At 58.8% G+C, this 17,605-nt stretch carries 18 protein-coding genes; 6 read left to right on the forward strand and 12 right to left on the reverse strand.

What is annotated here, in order from left to right; genetic code table 11:
- The first annotated feature begins 44 nt into the window (after nucleotides 1-44).
- Complete coding sequence (locus tag KW403_RS02535; protein WP_223021201.1) at nucleotides 45-1,133, forward strand: Zn-dependent alcohol dehydrogenase; 1,089 nt, start codon at nucleotides 45-47, stop codon at nucleotides 1,131-1,133.
- A complete protein-coding gene (locus tag KW403_RS02540; protein WP_223021202.1) occupies nucleotides 1,130-2,347 on the forward strand; it encodes a mandelate racemase/muconate lactonizing enzyme family protein in 1,218 nt (405 codons plus the stop codon). The genes KW403_RS02535 and KW403_RS02540 overlap by 4 nt, the downstream gene beginning before the upstream one ends.
- Before the next feature lie 121 nt (nucleotides 2,348-2,468).
- Here KW403_RS02540 and KW403_RS02545 read toward each other — a convergent pair whose 3' ends face one another.
- From KW403_RS02545 to KW403_RS02565, 5 genes are all read right to left on the reverse strand, one after another.
- Nucleotides 2,469-3,371, reverse strand: a complete 903-nt coding sequence (locus KW403_RS02545) for an NAD-dependent epimerase/dehydratase family protein (protein WP_223021203.1) — start codon at nucleotides 3,369-3,371, stop codon at nucleotides 2,469-2,471.
- On the reverse strand, nucleotides 3,368-4,177 hold the full coding sequence (locus KW403_RS02550; protein ID WP_223021204.1) for a glycosyltransferase: 810 nt from the start codon (nucleotides 4,175-4,177) through the stop codon (nucleotides 3,368-3,370). The genes KW403_RS02545 and KW403_RS02550 overlap by 4 nt, the downstream gene beginning before the upstream one ends.
- 12 nt (nucleotides 4,178-4,189) lie before the next feature.
- Nucleotides 4,190-5,410 carry an NAD-dependent epimerase/dehydratase family protein gene (locus tag KW403_RS02555; RefSeq protein WP_223021205.1) on the reverse strand — a complete coding sequence of 407 codons (1,221 nt, stop codon included), beginning with the start codon at nucleotides 5,408-5,410 and terminating at the stop codon, nucleotides 4,190-4,192.
- 171 nt (nucleotides 5,411-5,581) lie between these two features.
- Nucleotides 5,582-5,824, reverse strand: a complete 243-nt coding sequence (locus tag KW403_RS02560) for a DUF1344 domain-containing protein (RefSeq protein WP_223021206.1) — start codon at nucleotides 5,822-5,824, stop codon at nucleotides 5,582-5,584.
- Nucleotides 5,825-6,169: 345 nt separating this feature from the next.
- On the reverse strand, nucleotides 6,170-6,490 hold the full coding sequence (locus KW403_RS02565) for a BA14K family protein (RefSeq protein ID WP_223021207.1): 321 nt from the start codon (nucleotides 6,488-6,490) through the stop codon (nucleotides 6,170-6,172).
- A 250-nt stretch (nucleotides 6,491-6,740) separates the two neighbouring features.
- Here KW403_RS02565 and KW403_RS02570 point away from each other — a divergent pair, with 250 nt between their 5' ends.
- On the forward strand, nucleotides 6,741-6,974 hold the full coding sequence (locus KW403_RS02570; protein ID WP_223021208.1) for a hypothetical protein: 234 nt from the start codon (nucleotides 6,741-6,743) through the stop codon (nucleotides 6,972-6,974).
- A gap of 89 nt (nucleotides 6,975-7,063) precedes the next feature.
- On the opposite strand, the gene KW403_RS02575 is transcribed toward KW403_RS02570, so the two are convergent.
- Complete coding sequence (locus KW403_RS02575) at nucleotides 7,064-7,531, reverse strand: hypothetical protein (protein ID WP_223021209.1); 468 nt, start codon at nucleotides 7,529-7,531, stop codon at nucleotides 7,064-7,066.
- A 979-nt stretch (nucleotides 7,532-8,510) separates the two neighbouring features.
- On the opposite strand from KW403_RS02575, the gene KW403_RS02580 reads away from it, so the two are divergent.
- Entirely contained in the window at nucleotides 8,511-10,235 is a 1,725-nt protein-coding gene (locus KW403_RS02580; RefSeq protein ID WP_223021210.1) for an ATP-dependent nuclease, read from the forward strand.
- A 142-nt stretch (nucleotides 10,236-10,377) separates the two neighbouring features.
- Here the strand turns inward: KW403_RS02580 and uvrB are convergent, their stop codons facing one another.
- The 4 genes from uvrB to KW403_RS19475 form a co-directional block, all read right to left on the reverse strand.
- The gene (gene uvrB / locus KW403_RS02585) at nucleotides 10,378-13,338 is read right to left on the reverse strand and encodes an excinuclease ABC subunit UvrB (RefSeq protein WP_223021211.1); all 2,961 of its coding nucleotides are present in this window, start codon (nucleotides 13,336-13,338) and stop codon (nucleotides 10,378-10,380) included.
- A gap of 167 nt (nucleotides 13,339-13,505) precedes the next feature.
- Entirely contained in the window at nucleotides 13,506-14,192 is a 687-nt protein-coding gene (locus KW403_RS02590) for a hypothetical protein (protein ID WP_223021212.1), read from the reverse strand.
- A gap of 161 nt (nucleotides 14,193-14,353) precedes the next feature.
- The gene (locus KW403_RS19470) at nucleotides 14,354-14,617 is read right to left on the reverse strand and encodes a SixA phosphatase family protein (RefSeq protein ID WP_343224046.1); all 264 of its coding nucleotides are present in this window, start codon (nucleotides 14,615-14,617) and stop codon (nucleotides 14,354-14,356) included.
- A gap of 36 nt (nucleotides 14,618-14,653) precedes the next feature.
- Entirely contained in the window at nucleotides 14,654-14,869 is a 216-nt protein-coding gene (locus KW403_RS19475) for a SixA phosphatase family protein (protein WP_343224047.1), read from the reverse strand.
- A gap of 148 nt (nucleotides 14,870-15,017) precedes the next feature.
- Here KW403_RS19475 and KW403_RS02600 point away from each other — a divergent pair, with 148 nt between their 5' ends.
- Nucleotides 15,018-15,584, forward strand: a complete 567-nt coding sequence (locus KW403_RS02600; protein ID WP_223021213.1) for a DUF2239 family protein — start codon at nucleotides 15,018-15,020, stop codon at nucleotides 15,582-15,584.
- Between the two features lie 57 nt (nucleotides 15,585-15,641).
- Here KW403_RS02600 and KW403_RS02605 read toward each other — a convergent pair whose 3' ends face one another.
- Both KW403_RS02605 and KW403_RS02610 read right to left on the reverse strand, forming a co-directional pair.
- A complete protein-coding gene (locus KW403_RS02605; RefSeq protein WP_223021214.1) occupies nucleotides 15,642-16,190 on the reverse strand; it encodes a GNAT family N-acetyltransferase in 549 nt (182 codons plus the stop codon).
- Between the two features lie 2 nt (nucleotides 16,191-16,192).
- Entirely contained in the window at nucleotides 16,193-16,765 is a 573-nt protein-coding gene (locus KW403_RS02610) for a helix-turn-helix domain-containing protein (protein ID WP_223021215.1), read from the reverse strand.
- A gap of 117 nt (nucleotides 16,766-16,882) precedes the next feature.
- On the opposite strand from KW403_RS02610, the gene KW403_RS02615 reads away from it, so the two are divergent.
- A complete protein-coding gene (locus tag KW403_RS02615) occupies nucleotides 16,883-17,548 on the forward strand; it encodes a GntR family transcriptional regulator (protein ID WP_223021216.1) in 666 nt (221 codons plus the stop codon).
- Nucleotides 17,549-17,605: the final 57 nt, after the last annotated feature.

Below are 17,605 nucleotides of genomic sequence, written 5' to 3' on the forward strand. Positions count from 1 at the left end.
CTTACGGCTTTAATTCGGATTGCACGCATTCCAGTGAGGTTTCCATGCAGGTCAAGGCCGCCGTGTGCCGGGAGTTCGGCAAACCCCTCTCGATCGAAACGCTTGAGCTCGCTCCACCGCGTCGGGGTGAGGTTCTCGTCGATCTGAAGGCATGCGCAATCTGCCACTCTGACATCTCCTATGCCGAAGGTGCATGGGGTGGCGATCTTCCCGCGGTCTATGGTCACGAGGCGGCCGGCGAGGTTTCAGCGATCGGTTCTGGAGTTACCGGTGTCGTGCCGGGCGATCACGTTATTGTCACGCTGATCCGCTCCTGTGGCCAATGCCATTATTGCGCGCGTGAGAGCCTCGTTATGTGCGAGGAGGTTTTCCCGTTTGATAAGCAAGGCCCGCTCACCCTCACTAATGGTGTCGCCTGCGAACAGGGGCTACGCACTGGTGCCTTCGCGGAGAAGGTGGTCGTTCACGAAAGCCAGCTCGCCCATATCCCACCCGAAATGCCGTTCGACGTCGCATCGCTTCTTGCCTGCGGCGTCATCACCGGCTTTGGGGCGGTCGTCAACACGGCGCGCGTATCTGAGGGCCAATCCGTTGCTGTCATCGGATGCGGCGGCGTCGGGCTCAATGCCATTCAGGGAGCGGCCCTTGCAGGTGCCAATCCGATCATTGCTCTTGACCTAAGCTCTGACAAGCAAACCGCATCGCGATCCTTCGGTGCCACCCACACCTTTAACCCGACCGACCCTGATCACGGGAAAGCGATCAAAACGCTTACCGAGGGACGCGGCGTGGATTTTGTTTTCGTCACTGTGGGTGTCGAGGCCGCCCTTGTCAGCGCCTCGCGTTACATCACCCGCAACGGCTCCATTATCGTGGTTGGCATGCCGTCCAATGGTGTACGCATCCCCTATGACCCGGGGAAGCTTGCGGCTTTCAATCAGAAAATTATCGGATCCAAGATGGGCGAGACACGACTCCGTCACGACATACCCATTCTCGTTGAGCATTATCAAAAGGGCCGGTTGAAGCTCGATGAACTCATCACCGCCCGTTACAGGCTTGAAGACATCAACGAGGCGATTGCCGCAGTGAACAATGGACAGGCCCTCCGCAACGTGCTGGTTTTCAAATGAAAATCGTCGAAGCTAGGACTTTTGTTACCGCGAACCCGCCTCCGCATGCAGGCGGTCGCTACTTCATCTTCGTGAAACTCGCCACCGATGGCGGTGTGGTCGGCTATGGCGAGGCTTATTCCTCGGCCTTCGGCCCACACCTCACCGCACGAATGATCGAAGACATCGCCGAACGTTATTTGATCGGTCAGGACCCGCACGACATCGAAGCCTTCTTTCGCCGCACCTATTCCTCCGGCTTCAGTCAGCGGCCCGATCCGACTTTGATGGGTTGCGTGTCCGCCCTCGAAATGGCGTGCTGGGACATCATTGGCAAAGAGGCGGGCAAACCGGTCTACAAGCTGCTCGGAGGAAAGGTGCATCAGCGGCTCCGCAGCTACACCTATCTTTATCCTGCCACCGGCAGCGCCGTTCCGGACGAGACGGACAACGCATGCAATGTCTACAATGATCCAGACCTTGCCGCCGAAGCTGCATTGGCCTGCCTCGCGCTGGGTTTTGACGCGATCAAGTTCGATCCAGCCGGCCCTTACTCGGCCTTTGGCGGCCATCAACCACGCCAAAGTGACATCGACCTCTCCACGCGCATGGTTGCTGCCGTGCGCGAGGCTGTCGGTGGGCGCGCCGACATTCTCTTCGGAACCCATGGTCAGTTCACACCTTCCGGTGCAATCCGGCTAGCCCGCGCACTAGAGCCTTATGACCCGCTCTGGTTCGAGGAACCTGTCCCACCAGATGCCCCAGAAGCCATGGCTCAAGTGGCACGTGGCACCCGCATTCCCATTGCCACGGGTGAGCGCCTGACGACAAAGTACGAGTTTGCCCAGCTTCTCAGCCAGGGTGCCGCTGGTATCTTTCAGCCCAATCTCGGCAGGTCAGGTGGACTGCTTGAAACAAAGAAGATCGCGGCAATGGCGGAAGCCCACCACGTTCAGATCGCACCGCACTGCTATTGTGGCCCCATCGTCGCAGCCGCCAACATTCAGCTCGCCACCACGCTACCAAATTTCCTGATCTTGGAAGCGATCCGCACCTTCGATGGTTTTCACGCGCAACTCCTGAAAAAGAAAATCACCTGGGAGGATGGTTTTGTCATTCCGTCGAGTGAGCCCGGTCTTGGTGTCGAGCTTGATGAAGCTGTGGCCGAAGCAAACCCATACGAAGGCAACAAACTGCACCTTCAGATGACCCAAGCGCCGATTTCGGAAAAATAGCCGACCGCATTTCCGATTCATGTTCAAAACCTTACCGCGACCAAATGAATCATCACGCAAGGAACTTGAATCAATACTTGAAGTGCACATTGGCTCCAGAGGAGCACAAACCACGTAGCAGTTAACGCACGCCTAACAATTCGCGCACCGTTTGCCCGAGAAGCGCCCTGCCGGCCGGCGACCACCCGAGGGCGCACAAAAGATCCGTTTTCATCACGTTGATCGCCCGGCAGTCAGCAACACGCGGCAGTGGGTTCTTGCACCCGGTCTCCTCTGCCACAAGCGCCAGCAGATCGTGACGATCAACCACCAGATCAGACACGTTGAAGACACCGCCCGCAAGCTTGTTGGCGGGCAAAGTCAACATCATGCGGACAGCCGATCCGACATCCTCGCCGTGCACTTCAGATGCCACGCGCGGTGCGATCTCCCGGCCTGCCAGATAATCGGCAAAGAGGCTCTCCCATTTGTGCGACCGTCCGTACCCAGCAGGCCCGTAGACACCGGTGACCCGCAGGCTCACGCCGGCAAAATTTTCTCCGGAAAGCTGGGAAAGCGCCTCTTCTGCAGCCAGCTTCACCTCTCCATAGAGCGTATCAGGGCGGCAGACGTCACGTTCATCCAGCATCACCCCCGGATCGCGCAGCCCGTAAACAGCCCGTGTCGAAAGAAACACTGTTCGCGCCACACCCGCCGCGCGCGCTGCTCGAAACATCGCAACGCTTCCCTCGAGGTTACGCCTGCGAAACCCGTCAGCATCGTCGGCCTCTCCGCCCCGGTATTTCCCCGGAGCGTGGTCGAAGGCCGCATGTACGAAAAAAGCAGCGCCCTCGAACAGGGCCGTGGATATGGATGTCGGTTCGAGCTCCATCGGAGCAAAGGTGAGCGGTTTTGAAAAAAAGCCTTCCGGCGGTGCATTCCGTCCAAGCACCGTCACCCGGTGACCGGCGGCCAACAGCGCCTCCACGATGAAGCGGCCGACAAGGCCTGTCCCGCCGGAAACGATGCTGTGTGGCGTGGTCATGATGCGGGGTTCGCCAGAATCTCAATGTCAGGGATATTGTTCCCCGAATGGAAGGCGTGCCAAAGATCGATCAAAGGACCCAGTTCCGCGGCTTTCGGATGATCCCGCTCCCACGGCTTTTCGTACTGATAGTGAACCACGGAAACAGAGTTCCAGTCCCAGAGTTCCGGAAGGTTGAACCAGACATACTGCAGCATGTTGAAAAACACCGGCAGGCCATGCCACTGCGGAAAATAAGCTTGCAGAAATGTCTGATCCGTCCGCCGCCAGAACGCATCGGGAGCGTCAAGCCGCTTGAGCATGGAAGCGAACGTCGCTTCCGAGGGTTCTGCTACAAACACACCTGAATTCAGCCGGTGAAAATCGGCAAGGCTCTCATAGACATTGGGGGCGGCGGAGAATTCCGGATAACCGAACAACCGGTCGATATTGCGTACCACCACTGCGTCGGCGTCGATGAACACGACCCGTTCATACTCGGTCAACTGCCACAGTCTGAGCTTGGCAAAATTGTCGAGCGGGGTATGAAAACTTGGCTTGTTGCCCTTGGTGAAGGGCGCGTTGGCGTGAAGCCGGGCCCGCTGATGCCGCTCGTTGAAGGCATCTGAGGTGGGCAGAAGCTCCGCCGGCACAAGCCGCGCGCCGAGCGCAGCGAGTGGCTGCAGCGCTTTTTCAGGCGCTCCACCAGTATGCAAGACGACGAGATCGGCGTTCGTTTCGGTCAACCGCAACGAGCGCACCAGAGCGAGCGCGCCCATCGCATAGTCTTCATTGGTGACGAGCGTCACATAGGCATGTTTCGACATGAATGCCGTCGCTCAGCCCACACTCTTCAGCCGCTTGCCTTCCGGGTCGCGCTCGATCGTGGGCGCGATATCCTTGGTCCAGGCGGACACGGCAGGGATACGCGAACGGTCGACGCGGTAATCGAACTTCTTCGCCACATCGACGACCTCGGCCAGAAGCCCTTCCTCCAGCGTGATGGGGTTAAGGCCGAGCGAGAGGAATTTATCGTTTCTCACCACCAGATCGTTTTCCGCTGCTTCCTTGCGCGGGTTCGGCAGGTAAGCGACCTTCGCACCGGTCATGCGGGCGATGAGCTCGGCCAGGTCCCGCACGCGATGCGTTTCCGTCATCTGGTTGAAGATTTCTACGCGGTCTCCGCGTTTCGGCGGATTGTTGAGCGCGATCTCCACGCAGCGCACGGAATCCTGAATGTGGATGAAAGCGCGCGTCTGCCCGCCCGTGCCATGAACGGTCAACGGATAGCCGATCGCCGCCTGAATCAGGAAGCGGTTCAGCACCGTTCCATAGTCGCCGTCATAATCGAAACGGTTGATGAGCTGGGCATGGAGTTTCGTCTCTTCCGTGTGCGTGCCCCACACGATGCCCTGATGGAGATCGGTGATGCGGACACCGTCGTTCTTGGCATAAAACTGGAACAGAAGCTGATCCAGCGATTTCGTCATGTGATAGATCGAGCCCGGATTGGTCGGGTACAGGATTTCCTGAGATGCCGTTTCGCCGGAGAGTGTCTCGACGCCGACCGGGAGGTAGCCTTCGGGGATTGCAGCACCGACGGAGGAATACCCATAAACGCCCATCGTGCCCAGATGGACAAGATGGGCATCGAGACCGATCTCCGTCATCGCGTTGAGCAGGTTATGGGTAGCGTTGACGTTGTTGTTGACCGTGTAGTTCTTGTGGCGGTCGCTCTTCATCGAATAGGGCGCGGCACGCTGTTCGGCAAAATGCACGATCGCATCGGGCCTGTGCTCGGCAAGCCAGGATTTCAGCACATCATAGTCGCGTGCCAGGTCGATCAGGTGGAAGCGGATGCGCCGGCCCGTTTCCTGATGCCAGATGCGCGTGCGCTCCTGGATGGAATCCATCGGAGTCAAAGACTGAACCCCGAGCTCGGTATCGATCCACCTCCGGGACAGATTGTCGATGATGTGGACCTCATGCCCACGGGCTGACAGGTGGAGCGAGGTCGGCCAGCCGACGAACCCATCGCCGCCAAGAACTGCAATCTTCATGAAATTCCGCCTCCGGTCATCATTGCATCAGGCAGAGGGAACCGAAGCGATTCCCTTCTCAAAAGCCCCCTTAGCATTGTTTTATGACAGTTTGTTCCGAAAGGACAAACCCGAACGAGAAAGCCGGCCCCAGTTGGAGTCCGGCTTCCATCCAGGACAAGACGGGCAGGGCTACATTTGTGCTTCGACGGAGGTCACCTCGTTGGTCGTATCGTCAATCGTCAGCGTCACCGTCGCGCCCGCGGCGACACTGGCGAGATCGACCCCCTCACCGGCGGTGTAGACCGTGCCGTCATCAAGCGCGATCGTTCTGGTCGCAACGTCGATGGAAGCCACCGTTCCCTGAACTTCGGCGGCATAGGCCGAGAGCGTGAGAAAACCGGAAGTGGCGAGGACTGCGAGGATTTTTTTCATGGAGGGAACTCCTTTTCTGCGTTAATGCCAAGCCGATCCCCGTTGTCAGTTTTGGGGAGCCGGAAACCGGGTCGGCGAGTAGAAGGTGGGGCGGAAAGCCGGCAATCTCAAATCAAACAGGATGACCGCCTCAAACACGCCTCCCGCCCAAGCTTTGCCGCAATCACCCTGTCCGCCGGCCATCGTCGGTCTATAACGCAGCATCCCGGCATTGGTTCATTATCCAGCGGCTGCAAAACGGACAAAATCCGGACCAGCCGCGTTCACGACAAGCCCGGATTTTCAACTCCCACGGCGGCGGCGCGATCAAATCAGATGACTGCGCAGCGTCTTTGCGTGAGGACGTTACAGACGACAGCGATGACGATAGCCGTCATATCCGAGAAACGTGTCGCTATATTCATCATAGGAGCGGTAGCGGGCATAGCAGCGCGCCACATGCCGATCCCATGCCGACGCGCGACCATAAGCTGGCGCAGGTCGATAATATCGGGCTCGCGAGTCCGCGATCAGGCCACCGGCGATAAAACCGCCGAGCCCGGCAATAGCCGCTGCCTCGCCCGGAGACAGACTGCCCGCGCGGCTTTCCACGCTGACGGCTGAAAGTGCAGTGGCGGCAAGGGTGATGGCCATGAGGCCTTTTGCAATGGTGCGTTTCAGGGACATTTCTTCATCCTCCTTTGCGATTGATGGCCGGCCGCTTCGGCCGTCCGATGCCCGTCTGTCGCGGGGGGAGAAAGAAAGGTTCATGCCCTCTTGATTTTTTTTGCGGGCCCGTCGCGGTCGCGCAACATAGATTCGCCATAATAGACACGGGAAATAAACCTGTTACCGTGTAAGGCGAAGGACGAGCAGACGGCGACGTTGGAGGTGTCACACGCTGACTGCAACTTCCCACGGCAGAGGAGGGCCGGACATGGCCAAGCCTGGAGTACTGCACAAAAGCGCTGGCATCTACGATGCAGAAGAAATGACCGCGATGGAGAACGCCATCGAAGCGGTGTGCGCCGAACTTGGCATAAGACGAAGCGATAGCGTATCCCGCGAACGTGTCGCCGGGCATGTAATGCGCTCCTGGGCGAGCGGACGCCGCCTGCCGCTGAATCTGGTTCAGGCAGGGCTCGACAGCGCCTCGAGGCTCGAAGGCTGAGGGGCGCGAAGCCCAACGGACACGACGGCCGGATCTGAGAGCCGCCACGCGCGAAAAGACATGCTGGCATTTCCCTGTCAGAGGGTTCTTCATGCAAGCTTTTTCCCGGGCTCCTCGAGGCCCTGTTTCCGTGTCGGCAAGCTGCATGCCTGCGTTCCATACCGCGTCATTTCCAAGAAATGCAAAGACCGCTCGCAATCATAAATCCAGCACAAAACGACGCCCAGCCAGGCAGCATGGAGCCGCGAGACCTCGCTATCGCTCCAGTCCGGAAAACAGTCTGCTTCCAGCAGCGCATCCGCCCCTGCCTGACACATGCCAGCGCGGCGGCACCGCCGGTTTGAACAATGCTGCGGCCTCTCGGCCTGCCCCGCGAGATAGCGAAACACCACCTGCATTTCCTCTTGTGGCCATTCGGGCGGGCAAATGGGCAAAAGTGGCTTGATGCCCTTCTCGTCCATTAGCGTGTCGCGAATCTTCACAAGGCCGCGGATGATCTCGAGCAGCTGCTCATTGGCCTCGGTCTTCGCCGGCGACTTTCTGGTTTTGCGTGGCATTTGGGGCCTCCCTTCTTTTGCGTTGACGATTTGAGAAAAAGGACGTTGCGGGTTTCTGTTGACCGGTCGTGTGCTTGCGCATTCTGCCAATGGGTCCCGGGTAGCCTGCGGCTTTCGGGATGACGGCTTCCTTCTCCCCGCCTGCGGGGAGAAGGTCCCGGCAGGGGGATGAGGGGCGGGCGGGGCCTTGCGAGCTTTTCCACCTCTGTCGGTATCCCGGCCACTCACGGCGCTCGCCCCTCATCCTCACCTTCTCCCCGCTCGCGGGGAGAAGGGGCGTTTGGTGCTGGTGTGCAATTTGCAGAGGGGCAGGCATTTCGGGCAGGCTCCATCGTTGCCGCGCGGGGGGAGCCGCCGGGGTTTGGATCGTTCGGGAAACGGGGCGCGTTTTTCGTGCCTCTCTGTTGTGAAGTAAGTGGCGCGAAAAGCGCGCCCCGCCGGCCGCTGTCCCGACTGCCGACCGGTCACTCGGGCAAACTTTGCCCTAGCGGCTTTTCCGCAACCGACATGATGCCGGCCGCCGGCCTTTCGCGGGCCCTCACAGGCCCCGGGTCACCGAACCCGAGGGGGAGGCTGCCGTCGCCCCTCCTGATCCCCGGCTCCGGACCCGGTTCCCGACAGGGGCGATGGGGGGAGTGTAGTGGAGGTTTTGGGGGTGGGGAGAAAAGAGCGAATAGGGAGTAGCGAATAGCGAGTAGGGAATGCGCTTCAACCGCCTCGTCATCCTATGGCTTGACCATAGGATCCATGCCGTTGCGGCGGTGACGGGGTAGGAGTGAGAAAAATGGGGGTGCCTGTTACTGACTGCGGTTTATCCCCGGTGTTCCGGCATGGGTCCTCGGGCGGGCCAGACGAGGATTAGCAGAGTAATGCAACCGAAGCCCTCAGTTGAAACTTTCGAGAATTTTACCCATTTACAGTTGCCGCATTCCGATTCATTCTATCAAACGGGCACGCGAACGGGTTGGGGCACTCATCAATGAAAATTGTTTCGATTTCTATAGAGAATTTCAGAAGCATAATTTCGGCAAAAAAAATACCTTTCGACAACTACACTCTCTTGATGGGGCCTAACAACGAAGGAAAATCGAATATACTTCAGGCATTCAGCATTGCAATGGAGATACTGAAAAATTACAAGCCGCGCATTGTGCGCCAAAGCGGGGGTCGCGAAACAGTACTATCGCCCGACACCAGATATCGATATTATATGCGAGGCGGTTACAATTGGGAACGTGATTACCCTCTCGGACTGCAAAGCAAAAGGAAACATAAACCTTCATCTATAGTAATTGAAATACTTCTAGATCAAGATGAAGTCGAAGTTTTTCGGAATAAAATAGGCAGCAGCCTAAATGGGACGCTGCCTATAAAAATCATATTCCATAAAGACGAATTCGCAATATCAATCGCAAAACCTGGACGAGGGCAAGTTACCCTAAACAAGAAGACCGCCAGGATAGCTAGCTTCGTTTCCGAGCGTATGCAATTCGAATACATACCAGCTATTCGCACATCAAAAACAGCATACGATATTATCCAAGAACTCGTGAACAACGAACTTAGCCGCCTTTCTGAAGACGAGAATTACAAAAAAGCCATCGAAACTATTGAAAATCTTCAAGCCCCAGTTCTTGATGAGCTATCAGAAAATATATCAACCACGGTATCTGGCTTCCTATCATCCGTCAAAACCGTAAAAATTACAACGCACAAGGAATTACGCTCTCGTTACTTCCGTCAAAACATCGAAGTTCAAGTGAACGATGGAGAAAGAACCTCCCTTGAACGAAAAGGTGATGGCGTTCAAAGCTTAGTGTCACTAGCACTAATGCGTCATGCCTCTGAGAGATTAGCTAATGGAGGAAATTCTATTGTAGCAATCGAAGAACCAGAGTCACACCTTCATCCAAAAGCTATACGCGACCTTCGAGATATTATATTTGAGCTATCTCAAGAAAACCAGGTAGTTGTTTCAAGCCATTCACCACTTCTTGTACGATGGCAAGGGCCGACATCCACAGTAATTGTGCGAAATAACCGAGCATCAGAAGCCACGAAAATTAGCGAGGTGCGCGATGCTCTAGGGGTAGTGGTATCAGACAACCTCACAAGCGTAGAGTTCAGCTTGATAGTGGAGGGAGCAACCGACGCCATGATCCTTGATAAAATCATCAAGGAAGAAGGCGCACCAGAATTAAAAGCGGCCTTCGATGCAGGGCGCTTCGCTTTACGCCCCGCAAATGGCGCAAATAAACTTTCGTACTTGCTGGCATCCTCAGAGCAAAACATACTTGGACTACACGTGTTTCTTGACAACGACGATGCGGCACGCAGAGAGATAGAGAAGGCCCTACAGGAACGCACCCTAGAGAGTAAACAGTACACCCTCTGCACGTGCCAAGGCATGCACAACAGCGAAATTGAAGACCTAATAAATCCAGAAACATACCAAGAGGAAATACTGAATAAATTTGGCGTCGACTTGAACTCCTCGCCATTTAAAGGAAACGATATATGGTCCAATCGAATAAAAGCAACATTCCTAGCGGCCGGAAAAATATGGAATGATGAAACAAAAAAAAGTGTAAAAATATCTGTTGCAAAATCTTTTAAAGAATCGGTCTATCAAAATTCAATCATTTCACAAAAAAGAACATCACTAGACAATCTACTTAATTCCCTTAGTAGTTATTTAAAATAATATAAATTTCCATGAAAAAACTAGATTGTGATTATTCGATCAAGATACTCTCAATCGCGCAAACCATGAGTCTACGAGAGGACTCTCCTCATTCGTCCCTAAACAGACAGAGCAGCCAAACTCTGCATCCTAGCCCTTGCCCCTACCGCCCCGGCCGCCCAGTCTTACCCGGGCGGCGCTTGGTGCGGCGTTCGTCCGCCGGATCCTCATAGGAGCCGATGCCGGGCCGGTGGCGCTTGACCGGTTTGGGGTCGTCTTCCAGCTTTTGCGGAACCGGTTTGCGCACCGGCTTTTCGGTGCGGCCGACCGTCATCTCGTCCAGATCGTTCTTGCGGAAAAGGCTCTTGCCGGCAGGCACGGCGTGCGCGCCGGAGGTGCCCATTTCATCAAGGTCGGGCTTGTGGAAGAGCGATGAGGCCGGAGCTTTGCTGCCCGCCTCTCGTGGCTCGACAGGCTCACCATGAGCGGCTGACAATGCGCCCGCGCCCTTGGCCTGCCCGCCCTGCCCCTTGCGGCTGCGCGCCTTGTCGCGGCGGGATTTTTGCGTGTTTTCCACACCGGCGTCACGGGCCAGCGGATCGTCGAGAATGGCAAGCTCGGTTTCCTTGAGACGCTTGATCTCGTCGCGCAGGCGGGCGGCTTCCTCGAAATCGAGATCGGCGGCGGCGTCGCGCATCGCCTTTTCCAGATGCTCCAGATGGGCGGCGAGATTGTTGCCGACGAGATTGTTGAGGTCATCGCCCTTGCCACCAGCACCGCCAATGTCGGCGCGGACATGGTCGCGCTCATAGACGGAATCGAGAATGTCGGCGATGTTCTTCTTGATGGAAGCCGGCGTGATGCCGTGTTCCTCATTGTAGGCGAGCTGCTTCTCGCGGCGGCGGTTGGTCTCTTCCATGGCCCGCTCCATGGAGCCGGTGATGCGGTCGGCATAGAGCATGACGCGGCCATCGACATTGCGCGCGGCGCGGCCAATGGTCTGGATGAGCGAGGTTTCGGAGCGCAGAAAGCCTTCCTTATCGGCATCGAGAATGGCGACAAGGCCGCATTCGGGAATGTCGAGCCCCTCGCGCAGGAGGTTGATGCCGACGAGCACGTCGAAGGCGCCGAGGCGCAGGTCGCGGATGATCTCTATGCGCTCCAGCGTGTCGATGTCGGAGTGCATGTAGCGCACGCGCACGCCCTGCTCGTGCAGATACTCGGTGAGGTCCTCCGCCATGCGCTTGGTGAGCACGGTGACGAGCGTGCGATAGCCCTTGGCGGCGGTCTCGCGGATCTCTCCTAGAACATCGTCGACCTGAGACTTGGCCGGGCGGACCTCGACGGGCGGGTCGATGAGGCCGGTGGGGCGGATGACCTGTTCGGCAAAGACACCGCCTGCAGCTTCCATCTCCCAGTTGCCGGGGGTGGCGGAGACAGCGACGGTGGACGGGCGCATGGCGTCCCATTCCTCGAAGCGGAGCGGCCGGTTGTCCATGCAGGACGGCAGGCGGAAACCGTATTCGGCGAGCGTGGCCTTGCGGCGGAAGTCGCCGCGATACATGCCGCCGATCTGCGGAATGGTGACATGGCTCTCATCGACAAAGACGAGCGCATTGTCGGGGATGTACTCGAACAGGGTGGGCGGCGGCTCGCCCGGCGCGCGGCCGGTGAGATAGCGCGAATAGTTCTCGATGCCGGCGCAGGAGCCGGTGGCCTCCAGCATTTCGAGGTCGAAGCGGGTGCGCTGTTCGAGACGCTGTGCTTCCAGCAGACGACCGGCGCGCTCCAGCTCGGCAAGGCGCTGCTTCAATTCGGCAGTGATGCCCTTAATGGCCTGGTTGAGCGTGGGGCGCGGCGTGACATAGTGCGAATTGGCGTAGATCTTCACCGATTGCAGATCGCCCGTCTTCTTGCCGGTGAGTGGGTCGAATTCTGTGATGGTCTCGATCTCGTCGCCAAAGAGCGAGATGCGCCAGGCGCGATCCTCCAGGTGGGCCGGGAAGATTTCGATCGTGTCGCCGCGCACACGGAAGGAGCCGCGGACGAAATTGATGTCCTGGCGCTTGTATTGCTGGGCGACGAGATCGGCCAGAAGCTGGCGCTGGTCGAGCCGATCGCCGATCTGCATCTGGAACGTCATGGCCGTGTACGTCTCGACCGATCCGATACCGTAGATGCAGGAGACCGACGCGACGATGATCACGTCATCGCGCTCAAGCAGGGCGCGCGTGGCCGAATGGCGCATGCGGTCGATCTGCTCGTTGATGGAGGATTCCTTCTCGATATAGGTGTCGGAACGCGGGACGTAAGCCTCAGGCTGGTAGTAGTCGTAATAGGAAACGAAATACTCGACAGCATTGTCCGGAAAGAAGGACCTGAACTCGCCATAGAGCTGGGCGGCGAGCGTCTTGTTGGGGGCGAGGATGATGGCGGGGCGCTGCGTTTCCTCGATCACCTTGGCCATGGTGAAGGTCTTGCCCGAGCCGGTGACGCCCAAAAGGACTTGCGTCCTTTCGGGTTGTATTTCTGGTTCCGCACCGCCATCCGGCGCTGCGTCCGTTCGCGGGCTGGCGCTCGCAAGGCTCGCTTGCCCTGCCACGGAGGGGGAACCCCTGAGGCCGGCGACGAGATCGGCTATGGCCGTCGGCTGGTCGCCGGAAGGCTGGAACTCCGTGGACATTCTGAGCGGAATGCCGCCCTCGGATTTTTCCGGCCGCGCGGGGCGGTGCGGTGTCCATGTGGATTGAAGGTTCGGATCACCGCCCTCGATCAGCTTGGACAGGGCTGCAACCGTGGCGGTGACACCGGAGGAAGAAAGCCCTTCGGCCTCTTCCAGCGTGACATCGAGACCGGCAACCGGCATGAGACCGGCAGCAGCGCGCTCCTTGGCCGAGGCCGCGCCGCCCATGGAGGTGCCGCGCGAAGTCTTGGTGGCGGCGGAAGAGCGTCCGGCGGGGGCCTTGGGCTTCTTCGGTTTTGCTGGCTTTTCGGCTTCCTGCGCGATCTCGTCCGCCCAATCCGCGATAGAACCGGAGGGGAAACCGGAGACCGGCGTGCCCGAAAGCGCGGGCTGGGGGGCTTCGGCGAAGCCGCCATTCTTCTTGTCGGATGATTTGGCCATGGGGCGAATATGGAACTGCGGACCCGAAATGGAAAGGGGTGGCGCACAGGGAATGCGTCACCGCGTACACTTCCTGACACAGGGCTGTCAGGATCGTCCATTGACCGTCATGTCAGCCGACAGAACAGAACGGCAAAATCGGCTCACCCGTGAGCGCGTCGAAGCGCTCACTCGTCCTCCGGCCGCAGAAGATCGCTGAGCTCATCGGGAAAGCGCGCGGGGTCGACACGGGTGAGGAAGTAATCGACATTGCCGATTGGCTGCGGGAGGGCGACGCTCATGCTGAAGCTGGTTCCGCTGCAGCTATAGGTGATCTGCGGAATGAAGGCACCGCCGCCCGGCACCGGCATGGTGGTGGACGTCGTGCCATCGGGCGAGGACATGGTTGCTCCAAACAGCACGTCTCCCCCGCTGGAGCAGAATTTCAGCCGACTGTCTGCCGTCCACATCTGCCCGGTCTGGGTGTTGGCGCGAAGATCGAACTGGGTGATGATGAGATCACCCGTATGATCATCCACCTCCTGCAGCTCCAGACTGCGATTGAACGGGATCGTGGAAAAGAACCCGTCCTCGTAGATGCGGATGGCGAGAATGTTGGGAACACCGGCCGTCATGTCACTGACCAGATCGGCCATCCCCATGCGCGTGAACGCTTCGGTGAGCTGCTCGACAGCATTGTTGCTGCCAATCCATGCGCCGGCAAGACAGGAATCCATTGAGGTCTCCGGCGGCGGCGGGCATGGAACCTGTGCTGCCACCGGCAAGGCGGCAACGAGCGAAACGGCGAACAGGCCGTTTCGGGCAAGCCCGGCCAGACACTGCGGTTTCGAAGCTTGGGCGGAATTTCCGGACATTTGCGATTGTTCCCTCTTTTTGCAAGAGACATCCGACAAGCCGACTGCTTTGGCCACGTCGCAGGCGATGATTTTTCCAGAACCGGAGCAACCGCACCAACTTAACAGATGTGCGGCAGCCCGTCTGCCACAACAGGGCGCGGACGATTCACGGGCGGTTGTCAGAAATCCTTCGGTTTCAGGAAATCCTGCAGCCGCGCCGCGCCAAATTCCAGCGCGTGCCATGGCCCGCCAAGGCTGAACCTGGCAATGGCAGCGGTGGGAAATTTCTGCCGCATTCGCTCCAGCGCATCCTCTTTGGAATCGGGCCCGGCCAGACGATTGGCAAAATCTTCCATGCCAGGATTGTGACCGACGAGCAGCACGCGACGGGCTGCCTCGGGCACCGCTTGCAGAACACCGAGCAAATGCTCGGGAGCAGCCATGTAAAGCCCCTCCCCGCCAGCGGCTGCGCGGTCGAGCTACCCGATTTCGGCAGCAACGAGCCGCCAGGTCTGTTGCGCACGACGCGCGGGAGACACCAGAACATAGTCGGGCGACCAGCCACGGCGCAGAATCTCGCGCCCCATGAGCGGCGCCGCACGTCGTCCGCGCGGGGCCAATGGGCGTTCGATATCTGCGAGGCTCGGATCGTCCCAGCTCGATTTAGCGTGGCGCAATAACAACAGCTCTTTCATGGTCCCCCTTTTCGACCCGCCCCGCTGGCCCCTACCATGGGAGCGTAGCACGGGGAGCGAAGCGCGGGTGCAACGGTTTTATCCGGGTATATTGACAGAATTATTATACCCGGGTAAAAAATCCTTTCATCCCTTTCGGAGCACAGCCATGCCATCTTTCACGGCCTTTCACGGAAAAAAATGTCTCTCGCAAGGCAGCGATGCAGTTGTTGCATTGGCAGCCAAGGCCGTCCTCGACGATCTGCCCGGGGCTGACGTCCTGATCTTCGACGACGAGACGGGCCGGCAGGTCGATTTCAACCTGAACGGCAATCGCGAGGAGGTCGTGGCAAGGCTGGACGGCTCCGCAAACGCAAAGAAGCCCGTAAAGCGTGCGCCTGGCCGACCCAAACTGGGCGTGGTCGCCCGTGAAATCACGCTTCTGCCGCGCCAATGGGATTGGTTGAGCGAACAGCCGGGCGGCGCCTCTGCCACGCTGCGCAAGCTGGTGGATGCCGCAAAATCCGCAGGCGCCCCACGCGAACGCCAGCGAAAAGCGCAAGCCGCGACCGACCGCTTCATGATCGCCATGCTGGGCGATCAACCCGGCTATGAAGAAGCCGCGCGCGCGCTATACGCCGGCGACGCAGCAAGCTTTCGCAAGCGCATCGAGGGCTGGCCGACAGACCTGAAAGCGCATGTGGAGCGTCTGGCCGCGCCGGCATTCAAGCCGTGACAAGAGTGCACGGCAATTCTGATCGTAGAGCCCGCTGCGGAGAAAGGATTCTCTCCGTCAAGCTTCCGTCCTCAAGCGCTTGTACATGATTGTCGTGGCATCGAGGCGATCCAGGAATGGATCGCGGCAATAGTCGGGAACGATGCCCGCGACAGAAAACCCAAGCGCCGCATAAAGCGGCTCGGCCTTGTCGCCTGTTCTGGTGTCCAGCGTGATGAGACTGCGACCAAGACTGCGCGCCTGTCCCTCCAGCGCACTCATAAGCCCCCGCCCGACACCTTGGCGGCGACAGGCGGGTGCAACCAGCAGCTTGGAGGCTTCGGCGCGATGCGGCTGATTTGGCGGGGTATCGACGACAAGCTGAACAGAACCCGCGAGCCTGCCGCCCTGCCGGGCAACAAGGAGAATGCGCCCGCCTGATCCGATCGCCGGAAAAATCTTCTCCTGCCAGAAGCGCGCGGATTCCTCCATCCCAAACGGCAATATGAAACCGATGCTCGCCCCATCGTGGACGCAGGCGTGAAGAAGGCCTGCCAATTCAGGCAGGAGACCCTGCGCTTCGATTGCATCGACACGCTCTATGGAAAGTGTTGCAGCGCTTTGCATGGTCAGACCGTAAAAAGGAGATAACGCGCCCCCGCTGTCGCATCGGCCTGAAACCGGCTGGGGCCGCGAAGCTGGTAGCGAAGGCAGTCGCCGGGATGAAGCGTGTGAGGGGCGCCGTCGACCGTGATATGCAAGCCGCCCTCCAGCAAAACGAGATGATGCTCCAGCCCTGCACGCGGCGGACCTTCATAGGTGATCCGCGCTCCGGGGCGAAGCATGCCCTCCATCGCCTCCCCGGCCAGAGCGCGGGCCGGAGGTGAAACGATCCGGCGGGAGAACCCTGATTTCGCATCTTCCCAGATCGTCTGGGCGGCGTGCGGCACGAATGGCGGAAAATCATCTTCCACCAAATGCATCAGACGGGAAAGCGTTATGCCATAGGCTTGACACAGCCTGCCTAGCACGTTGGCAGTGGCGCTGACCTCGGCATTTTCAAGCCGTGAGAGAGTCGCACGGCTCACACCGCTACGACTGCCAAGATCGTCAAGCGACCAGCCACGCTCCTGACGAAGCCCGCGAAGGCGTTCGGAGATGCGTTGGTCGACGCTTGAGGAGATATTTGAAGCGCTATCCATATTTGAGAAATTATCCCATATATGGAATTCGTCAAGCCACTTAACGCCTCTCACCTTGCCCGCAACCCTGATGAACGGCTCTCGACAAACGAAGGCGAAGCAAATTATCTATAATCGATGGACACGCGCAAAGAGACAAAAGCCGCTCAGATCGCCCGCACGCTGGCCGACCGCATCATTTCGGGCAAACTCGAACCGGGCGCGCGACTGCGACAGGATCACATCGCCGAGGAATTCCATGCGAGCCACGTGCCGGTGCGTGAGGCGTTCCGACTGCTGGAAGCACAAGGTCTAGCCAGAAACGAGCCGCGTCGCGGCGTGCGGGTGGCGGCGTTCGATCTCAATCAGGTGCGCGAAGTGGCGGAAATGCGTGCAGCTCTCGAAGTGCTGGCCTTGCGCAATGCGGCACAGCACCTGACACCGGCTATCCTTGCAGCGGCGGAAGAAGCAACCATTGAAGGGGATCAGGCTGGAGACGTGATTGCATGGGAAGCGGCAAACAGGCGTTTTCACCGGCTTCTCGTGGCCCCGTGCGACATGCCTCGCCTGCTGGCCGCCATCGACGATCTGCATGCGGCGAGCGCCCGCTTCCTTTTCTCTGCGTGGCGCTCCAATTGGGAAACGCGTACAGACCGCGACCATCGCGCGATCCTCGAACACCTGCGGCGCGGAGAAACTGACGCGGCCTGTGCAGTCCTGTCCCGGCATGTGCAATGGATCGGACACAAACCGGTCGAAACGGCATCCGGCAAACAGCGCAAGGCATTTGTAATCGAGGGCTGACACACCCCGGGAACTTCAGTTCCACAGCGGGCGGATACGGCCCTACACCTTTCGCGC

This window comes from Nitratireductor kimnyeongensis (assembly GCF_019891395.1).
Taxonomy (GTDB): Bacteria; Pseudomonadota; Alphaproteobacteria; order Rhizobiales; family Rhizobiaceae; genus Nitratireductor; species Nitratireductor kimnyeongensis.